General features: G+C 37.9%; 19 protein-coding genes. 9 read left to right on the forward strand and 10 right to left on the reverse strand.

The window, feature by feature from the left end:
- Positions 1 to 45: 45 nt before the first annotated feature.
- A complete protein-coding gene (locus tag B554_RS0101525) occupies positions 46 to 1275 on the forward strand; it encodes a CaiB/BaiF CoA transferase family protein (protein ID WP_019456710.1) in 1230 nt (409 codons plus the stop codon).
- A gap of 85 nt (positions 1276 to 1360) precedes the next feature.
- Here B554_RS0101525 and B554_RS0101530 read toward each other — a convergent pair whose 3' ends face one another.
- Positions 1361 to 2020 carry a VOC family protein gene (locus B554_RS0101530; protein WP_019456711.1) on the reverse strand — a complete coding sequence of 220 codons (660 nt, stop codon included), beginning with the start codon at positions 2018 to 2020 and terminating at the stop codon, positions 1361 to 1363.
- A gap of 14 nt (positions 2021 to 2034) precedes the next feature.
- A complete protein-coding gene (locus tag B554_RS0101535) occupies positions 2035 to 2583 on the reverse strand; it encodes a TetR/AcrR family transcriptional regulator (protein WP_014208449.1) in 549 nt (182 codons plus the stop codon).
- Positions 2584 to 2680: 97 nt separating this feature from the next.
- Between B554_RS0101535 and B554_RS0101540 the strand changes: the two genes are divergently transcribed.
- A complete protein-coding gene (locus tag B554_RS0101540) occupies positions 2681 to 3205 on the forward strand; it encodes an HPP family protein (protein WP_019456713.1) in 525 nt (174 codons plus the stop codon).
- 89 nt (positions 3206 to 3294) lie between these two features.
- On the opposite strand, the gene tcuB is transcribed toward B554_RS0101540, so the two are convergent.
- From tcuB to B554_RS0101575, 7 genes are all read right to left on the reverse strand, one after another.
- On the reverse strand, positions 3295 to 4428 hold the full coding sequence (gene tcuB, locus B554_RS0101545; RefSeq protein WP_019456714.1) for a tricarballylate utilization 4Fe-4S protein TcuB: 1134 nt from the start codon (positions 4426 to 4428) through the stop codon (positions 3295 to 3297).
- Positions 4418 to 5824, reverse strand: a complete 1407-nt coding sequence (gene tcuA, locus B554_RS0101550; RefSeq protein WP_019456715.1) for an FAD-dependent tricarballylate dehydrogenase TcuA — start codon at positions 5822 to 5824, stop codon at positions 4418 to 4420. The genes tcuB and tcuA overlap by 11 nt, the downstream gene beginning before the upstream one ends.
- 103 nt (positions 5825 to 5927) lie before the next feature.
- Positions 5928 to 6857 (reverse strand): LysR family transcriptional regulator, encoded by a 930-nt coding sequence (locus tag B554_RS0101555; RefSeq protein WP_019456716.1) that lies wholly within the window; start codon positions 6855 to 6857, stop codon positions 5928 to 5930.
- A 131-nt stretch (positions 6858 to 6988) separates the two neighbouring features.
- Positions 6989 to 7783 carry a substrate-binding domain-containing protein gene (locus B554_RS0101560; protein WP_019456717.1) on the reverse strand — a complete coding sequence of 265 codons (795 nt, stop codon included), beginning with the start codon at positions 7781 to 7783 and terminating at the stop codon, positions 6989 to 6991.
- 91 nt (positions 7784 to 7874) lie between these two features.
- On the reverse strand, positions 7875 to 9185 hold the full coding sequence (locus tag B554_RS0101565) for an MFS transporter (RefSeq protein WP_004703623.1): 1311 nt from the start codon (positions 9183 to 9185) through the stop codon (positions 7875 to 7877).
- Positions 9186 to 9463: 278 nt separating this feature from the next.
- Positions 9464 to 10393 carry a LysR family transcriptional regulator gene (locus tag B554_RS0101570; protein WP_004703620.1) on the reverse strand — a complete coding sequence of 310 codons (930 nt, stop codon included), beginning with the start codon at positions 10391 to 10393 and terminating at the stop codon, positions 9464 to 9466.
- 117 nt (positions 10394 to 10510) lie between these two features.
- Positions 10511 to 11119 carry a LysE family translocator gene (locus tag B554_RS0101575; RefSeq protein WP_019456718.1) on the reverse strand — a complete coding sequence of 203 codons (609 nt, stop codon included), beginning with the start codon at positions 11117 to 11119 and terminating at the stop codon, positions 10511 to 10513.
- A gap of 255 nt (positions 11120 to 11374) precedes the next feature.
- On the opposite strand from B554_RS0101575, the gene B554_RS0101580 reads away from it, so the two are divergent.
- From B554_RS0101580 to B554_RS18930, 5 genes are all read left to right on the forward strand, one after another.
- Positions 11375 to 12247, forward strand: coding sequence for a LysR family transcriptional regulator (locus B554_RS0101580; RefSeq protein ID WP_019456719.1), 873 nt, complete (start codon positions 11375 to 11377; stop codon positions 12245 to 12247).
- A gap of 369 nt (positions 12248 to 12616) precedes the next feature.
- A complete protein-coding gene (locus tag B554_RS0101585) occupies positions 12617 to 13603 on the forward strand; it encodes a DUF1852 domain-containing protein (RefSeq protein WP_019456720.1) in 987 nt (328 codons plus the stop codon).
- A gap of 21 nt (positions 13604 to 13624) precedes the next feature.
- On the forward strand, positions 13625 to 14668 hold the full coding sequence (locus B554_RS0101590; RefSeq protein ID WP_004703605.1) for a methionine synthase: 1044 nt from the start codon (positions 13625 to 13627) through the stop codon (positions 14666 to 14668).
- 187 nt (positions 14669 to 14855) lie between these two features.
- Positions 14856 to 15347 carry a flavin reductase gene (locus tag B554_RS0101595; RefSeq protein WP_019456721.1) on the forward strand — a complete coding sequence of 164 codons (492 nt, stop codon included), beginning with the start codon at positions 14856 to 14858 and terminating at the stop codon, positions 15345 to 15347.
- 143 nt (positions 15348 to 15490) lie between these two features.
- Positions 15491 to 15826, forward strand: coding sequence for a hypothetical protein (locus tag B554_RS18930; protein ID WP_019456722.1), 336 nt, complete (start codon positions 15491 to 15493; stop codon positions 15824 to 15826).
- Here B554_RS18930 and B554_RS19260 read toward each other — a convergent pair.
- Positions 15786 to 15941 (reverse strand): DUF1524 domain-containing protein, encoded by a 156-nt coding sequence (locus B554_RS19260; protein WP_081400261.1) that lies wholly within the window; start codon positions 15939 to 15941, stop codon positions 15786 to 15788. The two genes, B554_RS18930 and B554_RS19260, sit on opposite strands and share 41 nt — an antisense overlap.
- A gap of 750 nt (positions 15942 to 16691) precedes the next feature.
- Here B554_RS19260 and B554_RS0101605 point away from each other — a divergent pair.
- The gene (locus tag B554_RS0101605; RefSeq protein ID WP_019456723.1) at positions 16692 to 17243 is read left to right on the forward strand and encodes a TetR/AcrR family transcriptional regulator; all 552 of its coding nucleotides are present in this window, start codon (positions 16692 to 16694) and stop codon (positions 17241 to 17243) included.
- Between the two features lie 329 nt (positions 17244 to 17572).
- Positions 17573 to 21499 (forward strand): esterase/lipase family protein, encoded by a 3927-nt coding sequence (locus B554_RS18860; RefSeq protein ID WP_019456724.1) that lies wholly within the window; start codon positions 17573 to 17575, stop codon positions 21497 to 21499.
- The last annotated feature ends 223 nt before the right edge of the window (positions 21500 to 21722 follow it).

The raw sequence follows: 21722 nt of genomic DNA on the forward strand, positions 1-21722 counted from the left end.
ACAGGGAGGTGCATTAGCACCTTCTAAAAAGATAAGGGTATCGTTATGGGTGCATTACAAGGAATTCGAGTTTTAGATTTAAGTCGTGTACTTGCAGGGCCATGGTGCGGGCAAATCTTGGCAGACCTTGGCGCGGAAGTGATTAAAATTGAACGTCCTCGAGTCGGTGATGACACCCGCATGTGGGGGCCACCATGGATGCCCGATCAAGATGGAAACATGACCCGTGAATCTGGCTATTTTCAGTGTACTAACCGTAATAAATATTCAGTTGCAGTGGACATTACCACACCCGAAGGTCAGGCTTTAATTTATGAAATTGCTAAGACTGCCGACGTGGTAATTGAAAACTATAAGACAGGGTCTTTGGCTAAATATGGTTTGGACTATGCTTCCTTGAATGAGTTAAACCCAAATATTGTGTATTGCTCGATTACTGGGTTTGGGCAAGATGGCCCACGTGCAGAAGAACCCGGTTATGATTTTATTATTCAGGGTATGTCCGGCTTAATGAGCATTACAGGCGAGCCTGATGATGTGGCAGGCAGTGGTGCACAAAAAGTTGGCGTGGCTGTTGTAGATATTCAAACTGGTTTATATTCAACCATTGCCATTCAAGCGGCCTTGATTGCACGGTCGCACACAGGGCGTGGTCAATATATTGATATGTCCTTACTTGATGTACAAGTCGCAGCACTGGCAAATCAGGGAATGAACTATTTAGCTTCAGGTAAAGCCCCGCAGCGCATGGGCAATCAACACCCAAGCATTGTGCCGTATCAAACTTTTAAGGCTAAAGATAAAGAATTTATTATTGCTTGCGGTAACGATAAACAGTTTAAAGATTTGTGTGTTGCGATTGGTTATCCAGAGTTACTCGAAAATGAAAAGTTTGTGCGTAATCAGGATCGCGTAAAGTATCGAGATGAACTGATTCCTTTATTGTCGGAGCACTTTTTACAGAAAACTGCTAAAGAATGGGTCGACATGATTCATGCGCTTAAAGTACCCGTAGGTGTTATCAACTCTATTGAAGATGCTTTGGCTGAACCACAAATCGTCCATCGCAATTTGGTAGTGAATATTCCTCATCGTTTAAATGAAAACCTCCAAACGATTGGCTCACCAATCAAGCTGTCTGATACTCCAGTTGAATATCATCATGCACCGCCTGAGCTAGGTGAACATACGGCTCAAATCTTATCAAGATTTAAAACAGCAGAAGAGCTTGCTGCATTAAAGGAGAAAGGCATTATTGATGGGAAAATTGCTTAGGGCATTGTCGTTTTTAATGTGATTCAATTTAAATAAAAACTGTGATTTGCAATAAATCACAGTTTTTTATTAGAAACTAAGCGTTTTAATATTTAAAAATAAGCGGTAGCTCTGGTCTGAAATCATGAATCATTCCTTGAGGTTCATGATCAAAACTAATTTCCATTAAATGCTCCGATCCATTAGTCACTTCAAAATTATCAACTGTATTGAACAGTAACGAAGTCGGGTGCTGCTCTAGGTTTGGAATAGAAACTTTAATCGCGGTGATTTCTGATAAATCTTTGCTATGAACAAGTGGTTGTTGTTTTTCTTTTACGGCAAGGTCTGGTCGTGAAGCAAATGAAAGGAAGAACCACATCGGTTCAGATACCACAGAATCTTTGGCAACATTTACTTCTAAGCTGGCTGGTAAATAGCTTGGCTTGTACACCCAATTAGGAAATTTTGCACCGTTATCATCTTTATTTTTAGGGCGAAAACAAATACCAAAAGGGGACGCGATATTATTTTGAGTCCTTAGTCGCTCAAAAAGCAGAGTAGGTTTTGTGAGATCACTTGAGGCTTCTTCTGGGTTATTTAAAAAGATTAATTCGATAAAGCTATTTTTAAAGAAAAAGTGTCTGTTTTGGGTACCTTGACCCAGATGCTTATTGGATGAACCTTCTGTTAGACCGAATTTTTTTAAAGTTTCAGCTTCGGGAGCGCCTGATTGTACACAAATAAAAATATGGTCCACTTCCATTTTAAGTTCTCATGCTAATGTTGATGAATATTAAATAATTGATTAATTGAATTTTTCATGTTTATCGCAAGTGTTTCATCGAAACCATCGACTAAAAAGCGGCTAATTAATCCTTCAATCACCGTATAGATCAGCTCAGATAAAGCTTCACCATTGGGTATATTGCAGTTTTCCGCAATCAACACTTTAATCCATTGTTTATGGGCTTTAGAAATAGAAATAATGTCTTGATCATCTTGGTTAGATTCAGCGACTGCTCTTACAAATAAACAGCCTTTAAAAAAATCTTGTCTAAACCAATTGGTGTGCCAATCCAGAATCTTATTGATGGCCTCTAACCCTGTTGCATCTCCAACATAACCTAAAAGGCTTTGCTTAAACCGTTCATCACGTGCAACGAGCACAGACTTAACCAGTTGATTTTTATTTTTATAGTACGTGTACATCGTGGTTTTTGAGCAGCCAGATTCATCGCGAATCAGGTCGACGCCAACCCCGACAAAACTATTTTCGTTAAATAACTTCTCGGCTGTATCTAATATTTTTAAGGCAGATTTTGACATGTGTCTTTTCCAAAAAATAAAATAGTACAGATCTGTACTGTTTGAAATTTTATCTATATGCTTTTTAAAAAGCAATGTCTGTTTAAGGAATAAAACCATGTTCTCGATCTTTTATGGCAAAGAAAAACTGGCTCCATCGCCCACTAAAGTTGATGTTTTAAGAAGCCTTATTGGGGGGACGGTCAGTATTTTTATACTTTTGTGGTTGAGTAAGCTCACACACAATATCTTTATCATGGCGCCGTTTGGTGCGACCTGTGTATTGCTCTATACCGTGTCGCAATCACCTTTGGCGCAGCCGAGAAATATTATATTTGGACATCTTATTTCGGCTTTTGTGGGTTTGTTTTTTCTAAAATTTGTCGGTGTTTCTATTTTTACAATTGCTTTATCAGTAGGCTGTGCAATTGCGCTCATGCAAGTGTTTAAGTGTGTCCATCCACCTGCTGGGGCCAATCCTTTAGTTATTTTACTCACCGCAAGCAGCATACATTACCAGTGGAGTTTTCTAATTTTCCCTGTTTTGGTCGGCGCAGTGTCTTTAGTTTTGGTAGCGATGCTGATTAATAACATTAAAGCGAGTACCAAGTGGCCGATGTATGGCTTGGGAATTTTTAAATAGTAAAAAGTAGGCAAGGTATGAAGTATTTTGAGCCTAAGAAATAAGAAAAGTATTCACTACGCCAAGATAGTGAATACTTTTGAATGAAATTATGATTTCTTAGAAATACGTTCTTCGATGGCAAATTTGAGTAAAGAAGCACTGCGGTAAAAACCGTGTGCGAACTTTCCAAATGGCATGGTAATAAAAAACGTCATGACTGTAGCTAAATGGAAAATCAGTAAAAGTGCCATGTAAGGTGTATTGCGAAATGCCATAAGAGCTAAGCCTGAAGCACTGACTAAAATTAAAAGGAAAATAAAGCCTCGATCTACAGGTTTCTGCTCGCGGTCACCATGTAATGGATGGCGTTTAAGGTTTAAATAAAGCAGGCCAGATGGTCCAATCACTAAGCCAAACCCACCCAACGTACCCAAAATAACAGGCAAGCTAAAGATAGGGTAAGGCGCATGTAGGTTAAGGAAATAGTGATATAAAGTCGCTACACCTGTGGCTGCAAAGCAAAGCATAAAGCCATAAAAGGTGAGGTGATGGAACACGCGGCGGATTTGTGTATAACGGTCATCTTGTTCATTACAGCCTTTGCCATGTCCACCGTCTAAATATTTAAGTGTTAATACATTTTGGGTGGCTTGAATTAGGTCGGGCTTCTCAACTTTGCCATGAATAACTTTAGACGTCTGTCGCCAAAATTTACTAATACCAATACCGAGCAGAACAATCGCAACTGTAAAAGTTGCTCCAAATAGTAGAGCTAAAAAGTTATGCGGGAAAATCGCATAGAAATTACCTTGATAGCCTGCAAACAGGTCGGTGCCTTTGTACCACACCACAGCTAACATGCATAAAAAGAAAATAGCTGATAACGCCGAGACAAAAGGAATGCCCACCGATTTATAAAGTCGGCCTAGCGGTTTAGGCGTCGCAAACTCTTGGTAAGTTTCCAAGCGTACTTGCGCCATCGCTTTTGGAATGTTTACACCAAACTCATGCGGCGGGGCATATTGGCAAGCGTGTAGACAAGCACCACAGTTATGGCACAGGTTTGCGAGGTAATGAATATCGGCTTGATTAAACTCAAGACGCTTGGTCATCGCCGCAAATACAGCACAAAATGACTCACAGTAACGACAAGCATTACAAATCTGTAGGGCTCTTTGAACTTCCTGCTCATGGTCAGAGAGCTGAACAACTGGAATTAGGGCTTTAGTACTAGCATTCATGTTCAACTCCTTGTGAAAGTGCATAGTGGGCTGCATTTTTTCCGGCAATGCGTCCAAAGGTCGTACCAATCGACATACCAACGCCTGCGGTATAACCCTGACCGAGTACGTTACCTGCCATCATTTCACCTGCGACAAACAGGTTGCGGCTGGCTTTATTGTTAAAACGTACCGCAGCATCGTCTTCAACTTTTAAGCCTAAATAGGTAAAGGTAATGCCGGGTTTAAGTGCATAGGCATAGAAAGGTGGCTTGTCGAGAGGAACTGCCCAGTGGGTCTTGTTGGGAACAATATTTTCGGTTGTGCAGTCGTCTAAAACCGTGTGGTTAAAGGTGCCTTGCACACAAGCTTGGTTAAATTCTTCTACGGTGTGGCATAAGGTTTTTGCATCAAGTCCGATTTTTTCGGCCAGTTCTTGAATGCTATTTGCTTTTACACCCGCAAACACAGGTGGCATAAAGCGCCCGATGGCTTTTGAGTCGATAATCGAATAGGCGATTTGCTGAGGTTGTTTGGCAACAAGACGGCCCCAAATTGCATAACGTTTTGGCCAGAAGTCTTCACCTTCATCGTAAAAACGTTCGGCTTTGTTATTGACCACAATACCTAATGAAACGCAGTCAATACGAGTGCAGATGCCGCCGTCATATAACGGTGCGCGTGCATCTACGGCGACACAGTGCGATTGTGATGGGTCACCAATAATATCGGCGCCTTGATCTATCATAAATTTGAGCAAGTTGCCTTGATTAAAGCGGGTTCCGCGAATAATGAAATTATCGGCAGGCCATTCGCCGTTTTCATTTTGTCCCCATGCTTCTCTTAACCATTCTAAATTTGACTCAAAACCACCTGCGGCTAATACACAGCTTTTCGCTTTAAACACACGGCCATCTTCAGCTATTGCAGCTTCAAAATGTCCTTGCTTTAATTTTAGATCTTTAATTTTTGTGTTGTATAAAATCTCGATGCCAAGCTCTTGGGCACTTCGGTAATACGCATTAATGAGGGCTTTACCGCCACCCATAAAAAAGGCATTGGTACGTGCAACGTGTAAAGCACCCGATAATGGTGGCTGAAAATTCACGCCATGTTTACGCATCCAGTCGCGGCAAGTCGCCGTGCTACAAATGACCAGACGAGCTAAGTGCTCATTGGTTTTTCCGGCAGTGACTTTAAGTAGGTCTTGCCAATATTCTTCTTCGGGGTAGGCATCGACTAATACATCTTGAGGAGCATCATGCATGCAACGGAGGTTACGAGTGTGTTGTGAGTTACCACCACGCCATTCTTTAGGTGCTGCTTCTATGACAAGCACAGACGCGCCACTTTCTTTTGCCGTGAGTGCGGCACACAGTGCGGCATTCCCACCACCAATTACAATCACATCATGCATGGATTTCTCCCTTTCTCAGCTAAGGCTAATGTAGCTTTAAAAGGGAAGAGGAAGTGAGAGGCTAAACTTGAATGGGTGTTTAGTAAAAATAAACACTAAAGGCTTAAGTGTTTATGAGTTTCGCACCGGGCCAGCGCTTTTCATTAATTAAGTTAGTCACACAAGCACGAATCACTACTTTGGTGGCTAAAGTAGCAGGCGAGAGTTCTTCTTCAGACAGACTAATTAAATAGTTAATACGCTCAATAGCAGGTTCTACAACACGTAGTAAACATAGATCTTGCCGTGAGTTTAATGAGGCACCCGCAGGTTGGATGGTTGCCATTTCGAGTTGGCTAATGCTTTCCATTAACAAATGCAGCCCATCAATTTCATAGGCCACTTTAAGCTGATGAATTTTCTGTTCGAGCAACAAGCGCAGCCCATGTCGTTGGCTTGGTAAAATCAGCGGAAGTTCTTTTAGCTGTGTATGCGTAATGGTTTGAATGTCGATACAGCTTTCAAGGTGGTATTGACTCAGCACTTCTTTAGGCGAGATTAAAAACATCTGTTCTTTGACTAAAGGCTGTATGGCCCACTGTGGGTCGACATCGTCACTAAAGATGATGGCAACATCGAGCTGTCTTGCATTAACTAAAGCTTTTAAGTCACCCGATAAGCCTTCAATGAGACGGACTTTAATGTCGGGGTAGCGGTTTCTCATTAGTTTTAAAAAATGAGTGCCTATAACCGACGCGACACTTGGCGAAAAACCGACGGTAACATGACCACTTAAACGTGAAGAATGTGCAGAGTCTACAGCATGGTCTAAGTGCCTAAGCGCCAGTTGTACCTGTTGAAAAAAAGCTAAACCCGCAGGGGTAGGAACTGTACCCAAAGCAGTACGTTGTAAAAGGCGAATAGAAAGCTCGCTTTCTAATTTTGAGATTTGCTGACTTAATGCAGAAGTTCCAATATCGAGATTTTTTGCAGCTTTACCTAAGCTTCCTGACTCGATCACTGCAATAAAATATTTTAATTGTTTGAGTTCCACGGCAAATACTACATTGTCCTTTGTTCATTATTCTACACTGGTTTGTTGCTATACATTTTGTTCTATTGTGCTGCGTAAACCGCTCAAAGAGTAAAGGCAACATTCTCTCAAAATGCTGCCTTTTAGAGCTTTTATTGTTTAACCTGCTCAAGACCCTGTTCTTCAATAATTTGTGTCGCTTGAGGCGATTTCACAAATTGAATAAGTTCTTTTGCGACTTTTGCATGTTCAGAGTTTTTAGCAATACCAGCAGCAAACACGGTGACTTTTTGATAAGGGGCAGGAATTGGGCCGACTAAATCAACTTGACCATATTGGCCAGTAAAAGGTTTGATTTCACTAATTTGCTGGAAACCAATATCAAACTGACCTTCAGCAATACGTTTTGCCACGCGGTCACCAACTACTTTTTCTGCTTTACCAGCAATCACTTTGTACTCGACAGGTGGAAAGCTTGGAAAAACATCTTTTTCAAGATGTGTACCGCTCGCACTTGCCGAATAGCCGATGTGCTTAGCATTTAATAAAACTTTTTCAAACTTTGCCGCAGAGCTAATGTCTGGCTTTGGCGCACCTTTAGGTACAGCCATACCAATGCTTGAATTGACTAAAGCGCTTTGTGAATTTGGGTCGACATAACCTTTTTCTGCAAGCTTACTGAGTTCAGGAGCAGCCAAGACCACCATGTCAAAATGTTCACCACGATCGAGACGGTTTGGAATTGCAGTTGGCGATGCACCCATAGATGAACCAGACGAAAGGTGAACCGTGTGACCAGTTTGCTTTTCAAATATTGGAATGAGTTTTTCCATAGATGAATAGAAACCGCCTGAGCTAATCACTTCGAGAGTGTCTGCGTTAGCAAGCGTTGAACCCAAGCCTGCGCTAGCTAGGCAGATGGTCATGAAGATAGGGGACTTTTTCATAGTATCTCACTTTTAATGACAGGAGAGCACAGTACGGCTGCAACATGCGCCGTACTGTTCATTAAAATTTCAGGTTAAGTAGTTAGTTGTTTTAAGCGCTAACCTTTGCAGGTTCAGCAATCGCGTCAGATTTGTTCTGCTTAGAACCGCGACATAGATATAAACTTGAGATGAGACTACATACCGCTGCTAACATCAGCCAGAAAGCTGGTGTGCTTGCATTGCCTGTATTTTCCACAAGGTAAGTACATGCCATTGGCGTCATACCACCAAAAATAGCGGCTGCAAGACTGAACGCTAAAGAGAAGCCAACGGTACGAACACGTTTTGGCATTACTTCGGCAAGCGTTGCCACCATAGTCCCGTTGTACATACCAAAGAAGAACGAGAAGTAAGCAAGCGTGATCAGTAAGTTTGAAAAACTAATATCGCTCACCAACCAGCTTAAAACTGGATAACTGGTAAAGATCGCAAGTGTCGTAATACCCACTAACACTGGACGGCGACCAATTTTGTCTGAAAGTAAGCCACCCATTGGTAACCAGAAGAAATTCGATAAACCTACAAACACAGTTGCTAAAAGGCTATCTGTGACCGACATTTCTAAAGTACGTTTTGCATATACTGTGGTGTAAACCGTAATGAAATAGAATGTGGTTGTGGTCATCGCACTCATCATCATACCTGCAAGTACGATGCGCCAGTTGCTCGCCAGTGTGCTGAAAATTTCTTTGGTTGATGGGTGAGTTTTTTGTGCTTTAAATGCTTCAGTTTCCTCTAAAGTACGACGGAATAAGAAGATTAAAGGAATGATCAAACAACCAATTAAGAACGGAATACGCCAGCCCCATTCACTCACTTGTGCATGAGTTAAAACGGTGTTGAGCCAATAACCAAATAACGCAGCAAACACCACCGCAATTTGTTGACTACCAGACTGCCAGCTTGTGATAAATCCACGGTTTTTATCGGTTGCAATCTCTGCGAGGTAAATCGACACACCGCCAGATTCAACACCTGCCGAGAAGCCCTGTAACAGACGGCCAATGACCACCAAAATAGGGGCCATAATACCGATGGTGTCATAACCCGGTACAAAGGTAATTAAGATCGTACCAATAGCCATGAGGCTTAAAGTCACAATCAAACCCTTACGGCGACCAATTCTGTCGACATAAGCACCCAAGAAAATAGCGCCGAGAGGACGCATAAGAAAGCCCGCAGCAAATACGGTAAATGTCATCATTAAAGAGACATATTCATTTTCAGAGTGGAAAAATTTTGCTGCGATATAAGTGGCATAGAAACCAAAAAGAAAAAAATCGTACTGTTCTAAAAAGTTGCCACTTGTTACATTTAATATTTTTTTAAAAGTAGCCCTACGGTTATTAACGACATCCATTGGAGACCTCCTTGGCCTGACAAAATGGAAACATTCACGATCTTCAAAGTTTGGACGTAAATTGATTCAATCAATAAACCTAAATAGGAAATGGGTTAGAGATGAGATTTAAAGGTGTCCTTGGTAGAAAATGTGATGCCTTGTTTCCAGTTAAAACTACACATCTATATTTCGATAAACAGAAAACCACTTATCATTCGTATAAAAATGTAATCTTAAAAAGCAGGGAGGAGTGAGAGGCGAAAATTAATTAGGTATTTAGAAAAATTAATGACCCTTTAAACAATAATTTCAGAACACGGCCAAATTTGGTTTTGAATCAACTCTTTCACACATGCCTTAATGGCTGACTTGGCAGCAAGTGCAGCAGGTGATAATTCTTCTTCGGCAAGGCTCACTAAGTAGTTAATTCTTTCCACTTCTGGGTCAATCACCTTAAGCAATTGCAGCTTATGTTTGTACTCTTGCAAGCAAGCACTTCCGGGGCGAACACTGGCAAGGTCAAGGTGAATCAGACTGTCCATAAGTAAATGTAAGCCATCAATTTCATAGACGACATTAAGCTGTCCAATCTTGTGTTCAAGTAGCTTTCGTAAGCTATGACGCTGACGTGGCAACACTAACGGAATATCGCCAATTTGCTGAGACTGAATAATACCGCTTTTAATGCAATCGGCTAGACCGTATTTTTCGAGCACTTCTTTGCGTGCCATTAAATACATTTGCTCGCGTACCAAGGGCTGTATCGACCACTGCTTATCAATCTCATTAGTAAAAATAATGGCAATATCAAGCTGACGCGAGTTAATGTACTGAATGAGATTACCTGACAGGGTTTCCACAATCTCTAAACGAATGTCTGGATAGCGTTCAGACATCAGTTTCATTAAAGGGATACCAATCAAAGCGGTAATGGTCGGTGGAAAACCAAGGCTGACATGACCTGACAAGCGTGCCGAATGCGCAGCATCTATGGCAAAATTTACCTGACGCAAAATAAGTTGCGAGTGCTTTAAAAAGGCAAGACCTGCTGGGGTTGGGGTCACGCCAAAAGCATTACGCTGTAATAAGCGAATGCTTAGCTCTTGTTCGAGCTTACTAATTTGCTGACTAATCGCAGAAGCACCGACATCGAGTTTTTGGGCAGCTTTACCAATACTGCCCGATTCAACGACTGTCAAAAAATACTTTATTTGCTTGATTTCCATAATAAATGTATTCGCTCATCATCCTTGATTTATAGAGATATGAAGGATTGGAAAATCTATCATGTATTTTTATATTAACAGCAATGCATTAAAAAGGTTCTGAAAAATTAAGCGGCTCTACTGAAACTTGGTAAAAAGCAGAATCACTCCTAGTACACATAAAAATGAACCAATCACCTTATTAATTTGCACTTGCTTGGCTAACATTTTTTGTCTCAGCAGTATTGAAGAGAAAAGCACAGCCACCAGTGAAAACCATACGAAATGGGCAAAAGACATAAAAAAGCCATAAGCCAAAAGAACGCTTTCAGGTGTGGTTAAACTCACAATTTGCGTATAGGTACTAATTACAAATAGCGTGGTTTTAGGGTTCAGGGCGTTGGTAAAAAAGCCGTATTTTATGGCTTGCAAAGTACCTATAGCGTTTAAAGCAACAGCGTCTAAAACAGGTTTTTGCGTAAAGGTTTTATAACCAATATAGATCAGGTAAAGCGCGCCAATATACTTCACAATATTCAAAATTTGCGGCGTATAAGCCATCACAAAGGCAACGGCTACAAGTGTATAGGTTACATGTACCAACACGCCAAGCGATATGCCGAGTGAAGTGAACACACCTATTTTTCTGCCGTAAAGATAACTATTTTTGGTCACAATCGCGAAGTCAGCGCCGGGGCTAATCACCGCCAAAATTGTAATGAGAATAACCGCAATAAACTCTGCCATTATCTTGCACCCTCACTGAAAATGAGGGGGTTATTCTGTACTTTTTGGAATGTATGTAAGAGAGCGAAAACACTACTTAAAATTGCTATTCTTTTTGTAAGAGATGCTGGGGCTTCAGGTTTTCGAAGATAGATATCGATATTCAATATGTTTTTCATCATCTAAAATGGGGTTTAATCAAGATGATTTTTATTTTGAACAGAAACCTAAAAATAAAAATCGATAAAAACGACTACATATTTATGAGTTTTTGGAATGATTGAAAGAATATCGCTGAATTCACTAAAATTTTTCTATTTTGTAGCGAAGTATGGCAGCGTTACTTTAGCTGCAAAGAAATTATTTGTGACGCAAAGTGCGGTCAGTAAACAGATTTATAATTTAGAAGAAGCTTTAAACACCACTTTGTTTGAGCGAAAAAATAAAACACTTGTGATGACCGAGCAGGGCGAAATTTTATTGAGTTGTTGCCATCAGGTGTTTGGTCAACTTGATGAATGTTTAATAGAGCTCAGCCAACCCAAAACTCACAACAAGCAACTGGTTTTGTCGTGTGAACCGACTCTTTCCATGAAATGGCTCATTCCACGGCTCTCAAAATTTAAAAAGCTCGGGCATGATTTTGAGATTGTGCTATTCACAGCAGGCGGCGTGGTCGATTTTGAAAAAGATAATATTGATATCGCGATTCGTAGAAATGACTTTGATTGGGGAGAGCATATTTATAGCGAAAAGATTGCCGATGAATATATCGCTCTAGTTCAAGCAACCAAGCCATCGGAAACAAACGACGTACTCATCTCGACCTCTAGACCAAATTTTTTCAAAAACATGAGTCGTATTGCTGAGTTAAAGCAGAGTTTAAAAGGCTTCACCAAAGTTGAACTCGAACATTTTTATCTATGTTTAGAAGGCTGTTTGACGGGACTCGGCGCAACTGTGATCTCAATTTATATGATTGAAAAAGAGCTTGAGTGGAATGCAATACAGAAAATTTCACCAATCGTTCAAGACGGTTCAGCTTATTTTTTACTTTCTCATCGTGCTTTTGAAGAAGATCCACGCAAAACTATATTTTTAGAATGGCTAAAAGCAGAGATGAGTGAGATTCAACATAAATTACTTTAGGTTGAGCAGTTTTATTTAAAGATAAATTGTTTAATTTATTGAAAATAATAATAAATTATAAAATTATAAGCATTAAAAATAGAGCGCCGTATGTCTCGTTTGTGCTCTCTAAAAACCCCGAAGATGAAAAATATTTAACTTCATACTTATTTATTAAACCCAAAACATGAATTTCACTCAGTTTTGAATGAGACTAAATCATTTTTATTCATGTTCTGATTGCGGTATAAATCTATCCATGCTCTGAAGCGCTCCAGTCATTCACTTTTGATAAGACCATAAGGCACAAATCTGACAAGTCTGGAAAGTTTAAAAAGAGCAAAAAGTTTTTATTTAGGTTTTATCTCAGAAATTAGGGTACTGATCACAATGAGTAAAGAATTTACATTTACGATTAAGAGTATTTGTTTCGATGAGAACTATCGTCCAGCAGACAATACACGTATTACAACCAACTTTGCTAACTTGGCAAGAGGGATGAGTCGCGAAGAGAATTTGCGCAATACATTGCAGATGATCGACAATCGTTTCAATGCCTTAGCTCATTGGGACAACCCTAAAGGCGACCGCTATGGCGTTGAACTTGAAATCATTTCAGTTGAAATGAACATTGATGCCGAAAACCGTACTAGCGGACTTCCTCTCATCGAAATATTGAAAACCAATATTGTTGATAAGAAAACCAATGAACGTATTGAAGGCATTGTTGGTAACAACTTCTCGTCTTATGTACGTGACTATGACTTTAGTGTGTTGTTGTTAGATCACAACAAAAACAAGTCTACGTTTAGCACGCCAGAAAAGTTTGGTGAATTGCACGGCAACTTGTTTAAGAGCTTTATTAACTCTGAAACTTACAAAGCCAACTTTAAAAAGGCACCTGTGATTTGCCTAAGCGTTTCGACGACTAAAGAGTACCACCGTACTGAAAATGAACATCCTGTTTTAGGTGTTGAATACAAGCAAGAAGACTATTCATTAACCGATGAATATTTCCAAAAAATGGGCTTAAAAGTTCGCTACTTCATGCCGCCAAATAGCGTTGCGCCGTTAGCGTTCTATTTTACTGGTGATTTGTTGAGTGATTACACCAACCTTGAGTTGATTAGTACCATTAGTACGATGGAAACCTTCCAAAAGATTTACCGTCCTGAAATTTACAACGCAAATTCAGTGGCTGGAAAGTCTTATCAACCAAGCTTGAAACACGAAGATTATTCACTTACTCGAATTGTGTATGACCGTGAAGAACGTAGCCGTTTGGCTATAGAGCAGGGGAAGTTTGTTGAAGAGCAATTTATCAAACCATACCAAGCGATTCTTGAGCAGTGGTCTGCTAATTACGCTCTTAACTAATCAACATATAGGTCATTGATCATGAAAAAATTACTACCAACTTCAACTGCTGGCAGCTTACCTAAACCATCTTGGCTTGCAGAACCTGAAAAGCTTTGGTCACCTTGGAAACTCGAAAACGAAGGTCTGCTTGAAGGTAAAAAAGACGCGTTACGTTTGGCGTTGCACGAACAGCGTCTTGCTGGCATCGATATTGTGAGCGATGGTGAACAAACCCGCCAACACTTTGTGACCACGTTTATCGAACACTTAAATGGCGTAGATTTTGAGAAGCGCGAAACAGTTCGAATTCGTGATCGTTACGATGCAAGCGTACCGTCTGTCGTAGGTGCGGTGTCTCGTCAAAAGCCTGTGTTTGTTGAAGATGCGAAGTTTCTACGTCAGCAAACTGATCAACCAATTAAGTGGGCATTACCTGGCCCAATGACCATGATTGATACGCTTTACGATGGTCACTACAAGAGCCGTGAAAAACTTGCTTGGGAATTTGCTAAAATTTTGAACCAAGAAGCGCGTGAGTTAGAAGCTGCTGGTGTAGATATTATTCAGTTTGACGAGCCTGCATTTAACGTATTCTTTGATGAAGTAAATGATTGGGGCGTTGCGACTTTAGAGCGTGCAATTGAAGGTCTTAAGTGTGAAACTGCGGTTCACATTTGCTATGGTTACGGCATTAAAGCCAATACAGACTGGAAAAAGACACTCGGTTCAGAATGGCGCCAGTACGAAGAGGCTTTCCCGAAACTGCAAAAATCTAACATCGATATCATTTCGTTAGAATGTCACAACTCACATGTGCCTATCGATTTACTCGAACTCATTCGCGGTAAAAAAGTCATGGTTGGCGCGATTGATGTTGCATCTAACCAAATTGAAACACCAGAAGAAGTGGCAAACACACTTCGTAAAGCGCTTCAGTTTGTAGATGCTGACAAGCTATACCCTTGCACAAACTGCGGTATGGCACCTCTTTCACGTGAAGTGGCACGTGGCAAGTTAAATGCCTTAACAGCAGGTGCAGAAATCGTTCGCAGAGAACTTACCGGTTTTGATCTTACTGCTTAATACTTACCAATAAGTGGTATAAAGGGTTACTTTTTTGATGGTAGTTGATAATCAAACAAGTAACCCTCATTTTACTTACTACATGTCGTTCTAATCAGGACTCATGTTGATAAAGTACCTTCCTGATGGAGTTGGGTGGTATAGCAAACACTCAGGACAAGGTACGATTCAATTTAGGAATAATGTCATGGTTCAAGCAACAGACTTTAGAAATGCAATGTCTTTACTCACAAGTGCGGTTAGTGTTGTGACTACGGCAGGCATGTCTGGCCGTTTTGGATTTACTGCCTCTGCTGTTTGTAGTGTGACTGACACACCTCCAACATTATTGGTGTGTATGAACCAAGCTGCGAGTTCACATGCACATTTCCTAGATAACAAAATCTTAACTGTGAATGTTTTAGGCGCACACCACGAACATATTTCAAAAGCATTTTCATCTAAGCTCACGCCAGAAGAACGCTTTAAACATGGCGAATGGATTGAGTTAGAAACAGGTTCACCTGTATTAGACGATGCTTTGGTCAGTTTTGATTGTGAGATTGAACAAATTCAACAAGTCGGCACACACACTATTCTTATTTGTCCGATTGTTGCGATTAAACAAAGCCAGCATGACCAAAGCTTGGTTTATTTTAATCGTGCTTATCACCAAGTGGGGCAGACTGAGATTGTTTAAACCCACTTTTATGCGAAATTTTTATTCTTTGGTATGAGTACAAAAATTAAAATACTGTAATAAGACAAATTTGAGTGTTAAAGTACTGATAAAGTTAATTTATATTTTAATAAATAGTTAAATTACACGGGAAATTTAAAGATATGATTTTTATTTGGCAAGGACTGGGGTTTTTAGCTATTGTTGTACCATTCCTAGTAGTACTACTAGTGAATATTGTGGTAGATCAAATATATGGTACTGGGTATTATTCATCACATCACATATTTGCAGCTGGTGGTTTGATTGTTTCAGCCGTAGTTATTTGGTTTTTAGGCATGAGGTTGAATAATAAAAAACATGATCGAATATTGCTTGATCAAGTAACTGGTGAAACAGTTATCCTTAAAAAGAAACATACTTTTTTTTGGATACCGTTACAATATTTCTCGATAGTTCTTATAGCATTTGCAGTGTTTTTTTTAATGGATAAGTCTTAAATATCCTAGCTTTTATTTTAAAGTTAAAGTTCTGCGCCTGTGAATTATTACCTTCACTAATTAATGTTAGATTACCCAGCTTATGTAAAAATTTTGATGACTCTCGACATCGCACTTATCTGTCCAATAAGAATGAGCGCTTTTCGTGGTAATCTACATCTTATCTGGATAGTTTTATTTTGGCTGCAATTACGAAAACAAAGAGTATATGATCTAAATTTATTGTCATGATGATTAATCATCTTAAATCTATTAAAAATACAATTAAATATAATATCTAAAATAATAATTAAGTTAATCTAATGAAAAATAATAATAAATTTAAATACTTGTCATAAAAGCTACATTGACACCTATCAACTCTCGAATTATGCTTTGCGTGCTGGCCTACATTGCCAGCTGGCTTTGACAGGCCAGAACCTAAGTACATTGAAAAAACTTGTTTTTTTAATGTAGACTCGTTCGTCCCCCTTTTTTTGTTGCGGTAGGACGGAAGGGGGACACCCTCGGGTGTGCTGATTCTTAGGTTCAGTCTGTCAACCCTCTTTCGTTCTACCACCATTATTTGACAGTAATGCGGTAGGACTTCTTTTACCTAAGGAGTCGCTCATGCGCAACATTTCTATTTTATTGGCAACCATTGCCAAGCCTTTTATTCCGATATCCTTTAGCTCATCTTTAAAACTGTTTAATTGAAAATACGTTTTAAAACTTTAGCTCGTCACGACTAAAAACTTATATCAACAATAAAACTTGAGATGTGCCAAGCACCGTCTTACGGCTTTGCTGTGCCTTTTTTTCTCCCAAAAAGGGCACAGGCTTTTTATCTCATGAAGAAACAACAAGAATTTAAAACGGTAAAACTATGCGAAATTTAGAAACCTCTTCCAAAAAATTACTGGCTGTTCAAACCACCATACAACTCATTACAACGCATGGGTTCCACAATGCAGGCATCGACCTGATTGCTAAAGAAACCAAAATCGCCAAAGGTACGCTTTACAACTATTTCCACTCGAAAGAACGCTTAATTGAAATGTGCATCGCCTTTCAAAAAAGTCTGCTGAAAGAAGCAGTGCTTTCCATTATTTACTCAAACCGTTACTACACTTCAAAAGATAAACTCAAAGCAATTATTGTTTTACATACCAATTTAAGCAGCCTGTACAACCTTTTACTTAAAGCTATTTTTGAAATAAAACTGCTTTACCCGAAGGCTTACTGTATGGCGGTTGAATACCGAAAGTGGCTGCGCCATGAAATTTTTGACCTGATTTTTAGCGGGGAAACCCGCGAGCCAAAATTCGATGCCGACATGGTGGTAAACCTGATCGATGGTTTGCTGCTACAGGTTTTAAGTTCTAATAGTTTGGATGAAAGGGATGAGGTGTTGGAGTGGTTTTGGGGGAGGGGGTAATAAGGTGCGAATGTGTAAGAAAGATATAAATACTGCATTTAGCCGTAGTTTAATATAAATAATGATAGTCTTTGGTGAAATAACTAATCAATATAATATTAGTTCTACACTTATTGAGTATCATAACAATATTATTCAAGTATTGATCCTGATGACATCAATGCGCACTATAAAATTAATATAATTTATTCTTTATCATACTATCTTAATTCTATACTTAATAGTCATTGTCTATAGCTTGTGTTCTAAGGAGTTTTAATTAAATATTAGTAAAGTTATAAATTATTGAATATTATTCACTTAATTCAAATGTAAATAAAGATTGATTTATGAGTAAATATATAGTTTTTGTTCATGGTCTCACTGGAAAAGTTGGTACCACATGGGGAAATTTTCCAAATTTTTTAGAAAATGATGAATCTATTGAATATAAAGTAATTGAATGTGGTTATACATCACCAAGTCTTGCATGGTTATTTCTTAAATCAGGTCCTACTATTCTTAATATTGCAAATGGGGTATTGACTGAAATCAAAACTCAGTGTGATATAGAACATGATGATATAATTTTAGTCGGCCATAGCATGGGTGGCTTAGTTATTAGAAAAATATTATTAAAACTGAATGCTCAAGGCATCAAACATAATATTAGAAAAATATGCTTTTTTGATGTACCACATCAAGGTTCAGGATTAGCTAATATTGGTAAATATATTAACTGGAGGAATAGACATTTAAGGTCACTAGTTAATAATTCTGACGAACTTGAGGAGATTAATGAACAATGGATAGATCACAAAATTGATCAATCTTTAAATATATTAAGTATTATTGATGCTAATGAGACTGTAGTCTCATCTACAAGCTCTAAAAGTATCTTTAGAAATCATCCTATTGAAACTATAAATAATGTAACCCATAGCACGATTGTCAAGCCTAAATCAGAGAGTGATCCAATAGTTGTATTGTTGAAAAATTTCATAAAATCAACACCTTCAGTCGGTAAATTTAACTCGGGAATTGGTAAGCCCATATATGAATGGCTTAGATATGACGAACGTAAACATGAACTTCCTTACAAAGCTGATAATGCTAGAAAATTAGCATTTAATGCATTAATACAAGCGCTTAACTCTAATACCCCTTATGTTAGGCTAACGGGTCTTTCTGGTTTAGGTAAATCTAGGTTAATACTAGAATATAAAAACCATAAAAATATTGATGATGAAGAGTTTTTAGTTATTAATGGTGGAGATTCTGATAAAAATATTAAAGATGAGGTATTAAGGGTAGCTGAAAATGGTACAAATGGATATGTAATTATTGATAACTGTACAGTTGAATTACACAATTATGCAGTAAATGCTCTGACTGCGAATAATTCACGTCTTAGACTAATAACAACTTACTTTTATCATGAGGATGAAAAACAGCTTAAAGAAACTATCCGAATTAAATTAGAGAAGTTAGCCTCTCAGCAAATTAAAGATATTATAAATGATTGTTTACCAAATCTTGATGATAGTTCTAAAAATCAGTTAGAGATATTTATTGAAGGCTTCCCTTTATTAGCTCAAATGACGACTCATGAGCTACAACAAGATGGAAAAATCACAACGAGTTTCAGTGAGCCTCAACTAGTTGAAAAATTGATTAATGGTGATGGTACTCTTACTGAAGAATCTAAAGAACTATTAAAAGTTTTTTCTCTATTTGATTACTTTAAATTTCAAAATGATGTTAACCAGCCTATAAATTTAGATGTGGAATTCATCAACTCTATTGCTGGTACTGATAAAATAGCTTTTGATAAAACAATTAGAATTTTTACTCAAAAAGAATTAATTAATTGTACAAGTAATTTTGCACGTGTAGTTCCAAAACCACTTGCTCTTAATCTAGCTATGGAGTGGTGGAATACGAGTTTATTCGATAGGCAAGCAGAGTTAGTAGACCAACTACCCCAATCATTATTAGAAAGCTTTTGTAAACAAATTAAATATTTAGATTCATCAATGAATGTTCAAGAGTTTGTTGAAGGTTTTTGTGCTTCTAATCGCCCTTTCGGCCAAGCGGAACTGTTGCTTACTAAAGCGGGTTCAAGACTTTTCCGCGCACTAGTTGAAGTGAACCCTGTAGTTACAACTGAACTTATATATAGAGTTATCAATCAATTAAGTGATAAAGATATATCATCTATTTCTGGAGATATGAGGCGCAATTTTATTTGGTCATTGGAAATGTTGGTATTTCATGCTTCTTGTTTCGATAAGGCTGCTTGGTGTTTGTTCAAGTTTGCTCAGTTTGAAAATGAAAGTTATGGTAATAATGCTACTGGACAATTTGCACAATTATTTAGAATAAACTTGTGTGGTACTGAAGTAAATTTCGAAAAGCGAATGGCATTGTTAGACAGAGCAATAGCGTTAAATAATCAAAATGCCGACTTAGTTATTAGTCAAGCAGTCAAATCAGCTATTAGTACTCATGGAGGTACAAGATTAATTGGCGCAGAATATCAAGGAACTAAGCCAGAGCTGAAAGAGTGGCAGCCTACTAAACAATCAGAAATATATGATTATATAAAATATCATTTGAATACGTTAGTTAGTCTTATTGAGCATGGACATATCACAGAACAAGTTAAAAACTTATTTGGAAATGAAATCAGAGGTTTAATAAGATATCCAATCCGCCAACAATTAGATCTAACTTTTAGAGAAATTATTAGGCTCACTGGTAAGTATTGGCCTGCAGCCTCTCAAGCAATAACACATGCTTTGCAATTCGACATAAAAGTTTTGCAACAAGAACAAATTGAAATTTTAAGATCTTGGGAACAATTATTATCACCTGATGAAAATGACCTTGAAGAGAAACTGAAATTAATTGTTCTTAATCCTTCTAGAGAATATGTTGAAGATGTCGATGGTCGATATGTTGATTTGGCCGCTCAGGCTGCTAAAGATTTAGCAGAATCTATTAAAGACATTTACAGTGATTTAATTCCTCATCTTAAAATGTTATTGACCTTTCCTGAGCAGAAGCAAAGCTGGATCTTTGCTAAACATCTAGCTATACAATTGGATGAAGATAGCGTAAACATAATTTTGGATAATCTTTTAAAGTACTTGCGTAGCGATAAACCAAAGAATATCCAATTCCTTTCAGGATTCTTAAGCGGAATTAATGATAAAAATATTGCTAAATGGAGAGAAATAATTGAATTAACTGCTGCTGACGAAGCTTTAGTTCAATACTATCCGAATATACTTCAAACCGGAAAGTTTGACTCATATCATTTGGATATTTTTCTCGGACTAATCAGTACAGGTAGACTACCAAGTAGTGCTGCATCAATATTAAATTATGGGGGTGTTACTCAACATCTCACAGAAAAAGAAATTACCAATTTTTGTTTATCTTTAAGTAAAGTTGACGCTACTGCCGTTTGGATTGCTCTAGATAATTTAAGCATGTATATGCTTGGGCGCACAGAGCTTGATTTGAAAATAATAAATCCAATTTTAACTACTTTAGTTCTCAATGTTTCTTTCCAAGAAAATGATAAATTATATCAATTTGATAGCTATAATTGGCTTACTTCAGTAGAAAAATTATTAAGTACCGAAGATAAAGATTTTGCTTTAAAGTTGTGTCTTTACTTAATTGATCAAGTAGGTAGATATGAAATTAATTATAATGATTTGTGGGATTATATTGGCGAAGCATTTTATAAAGCATTTGAGTTTTATGGAGAATATTTGTGGTCTAGAGTCTTACCTAAATTCTTAGATGGCAAGTATAAAAAAACATATAGATTATTAGATTTATTAGGAAGTGGAAAATCATATCATACACGTAATAAAAGTATCTTTGATATATTGGATGCAGATATTGTTGTTGAATGGTGTAAAGATGAAGTCGCTTTGATAATCACTACTCGTGCAATAAAAATGTTTATTTCAGATGGAGAGCAAAGATATTTTAATCCTTTGCTCCTACGCCTAATAGCTGAGTACAGTGATAATAAATCTTTTACTAGTGCGATTTCATCAAACTTTTTAAGCAGGTCCTGGGCAGGGTCTCTTATTCCCTACTTACAGGAAGATAAAGAATTGATAGCTACTTTAATTAATCATGAAAATTTAAAAATTAAAAATTGGGCAAGACTATTTATTGAGTCTATTGATATGCAAATTGATTTAGAAGCTAAACGAGAGGCAGAAGAAAAAATGCTAAGAGGATTTGATTGATTTTTAAAATATTTTTCTATTAATAATAGTAAAATTAACCATTTTTTTTGATATATACTTATTGAAGTTTTATAAGTTGAATTATATTCAATAAATTGAATTTGATCTCCTTGCTATGGAGTATCTATCTAATGGTTTTTATATTTAAAATAATATATTTATAAAAAGAGCCAGTAGGCTCTTTTTATAAATAGAATTAATTAATATTGATATTGATATTGAT

The sequence above is a fragment of the Acinetobacter sp. GG2 genome (genome assembly GCF_000292385.1).
Lineage (GTDB): Bacteria > Pseudomonadota > Gammaproteobacteria > Pseudomonadales > Moraxellaceae > Acinetobacter > Acinetobacter seifertii.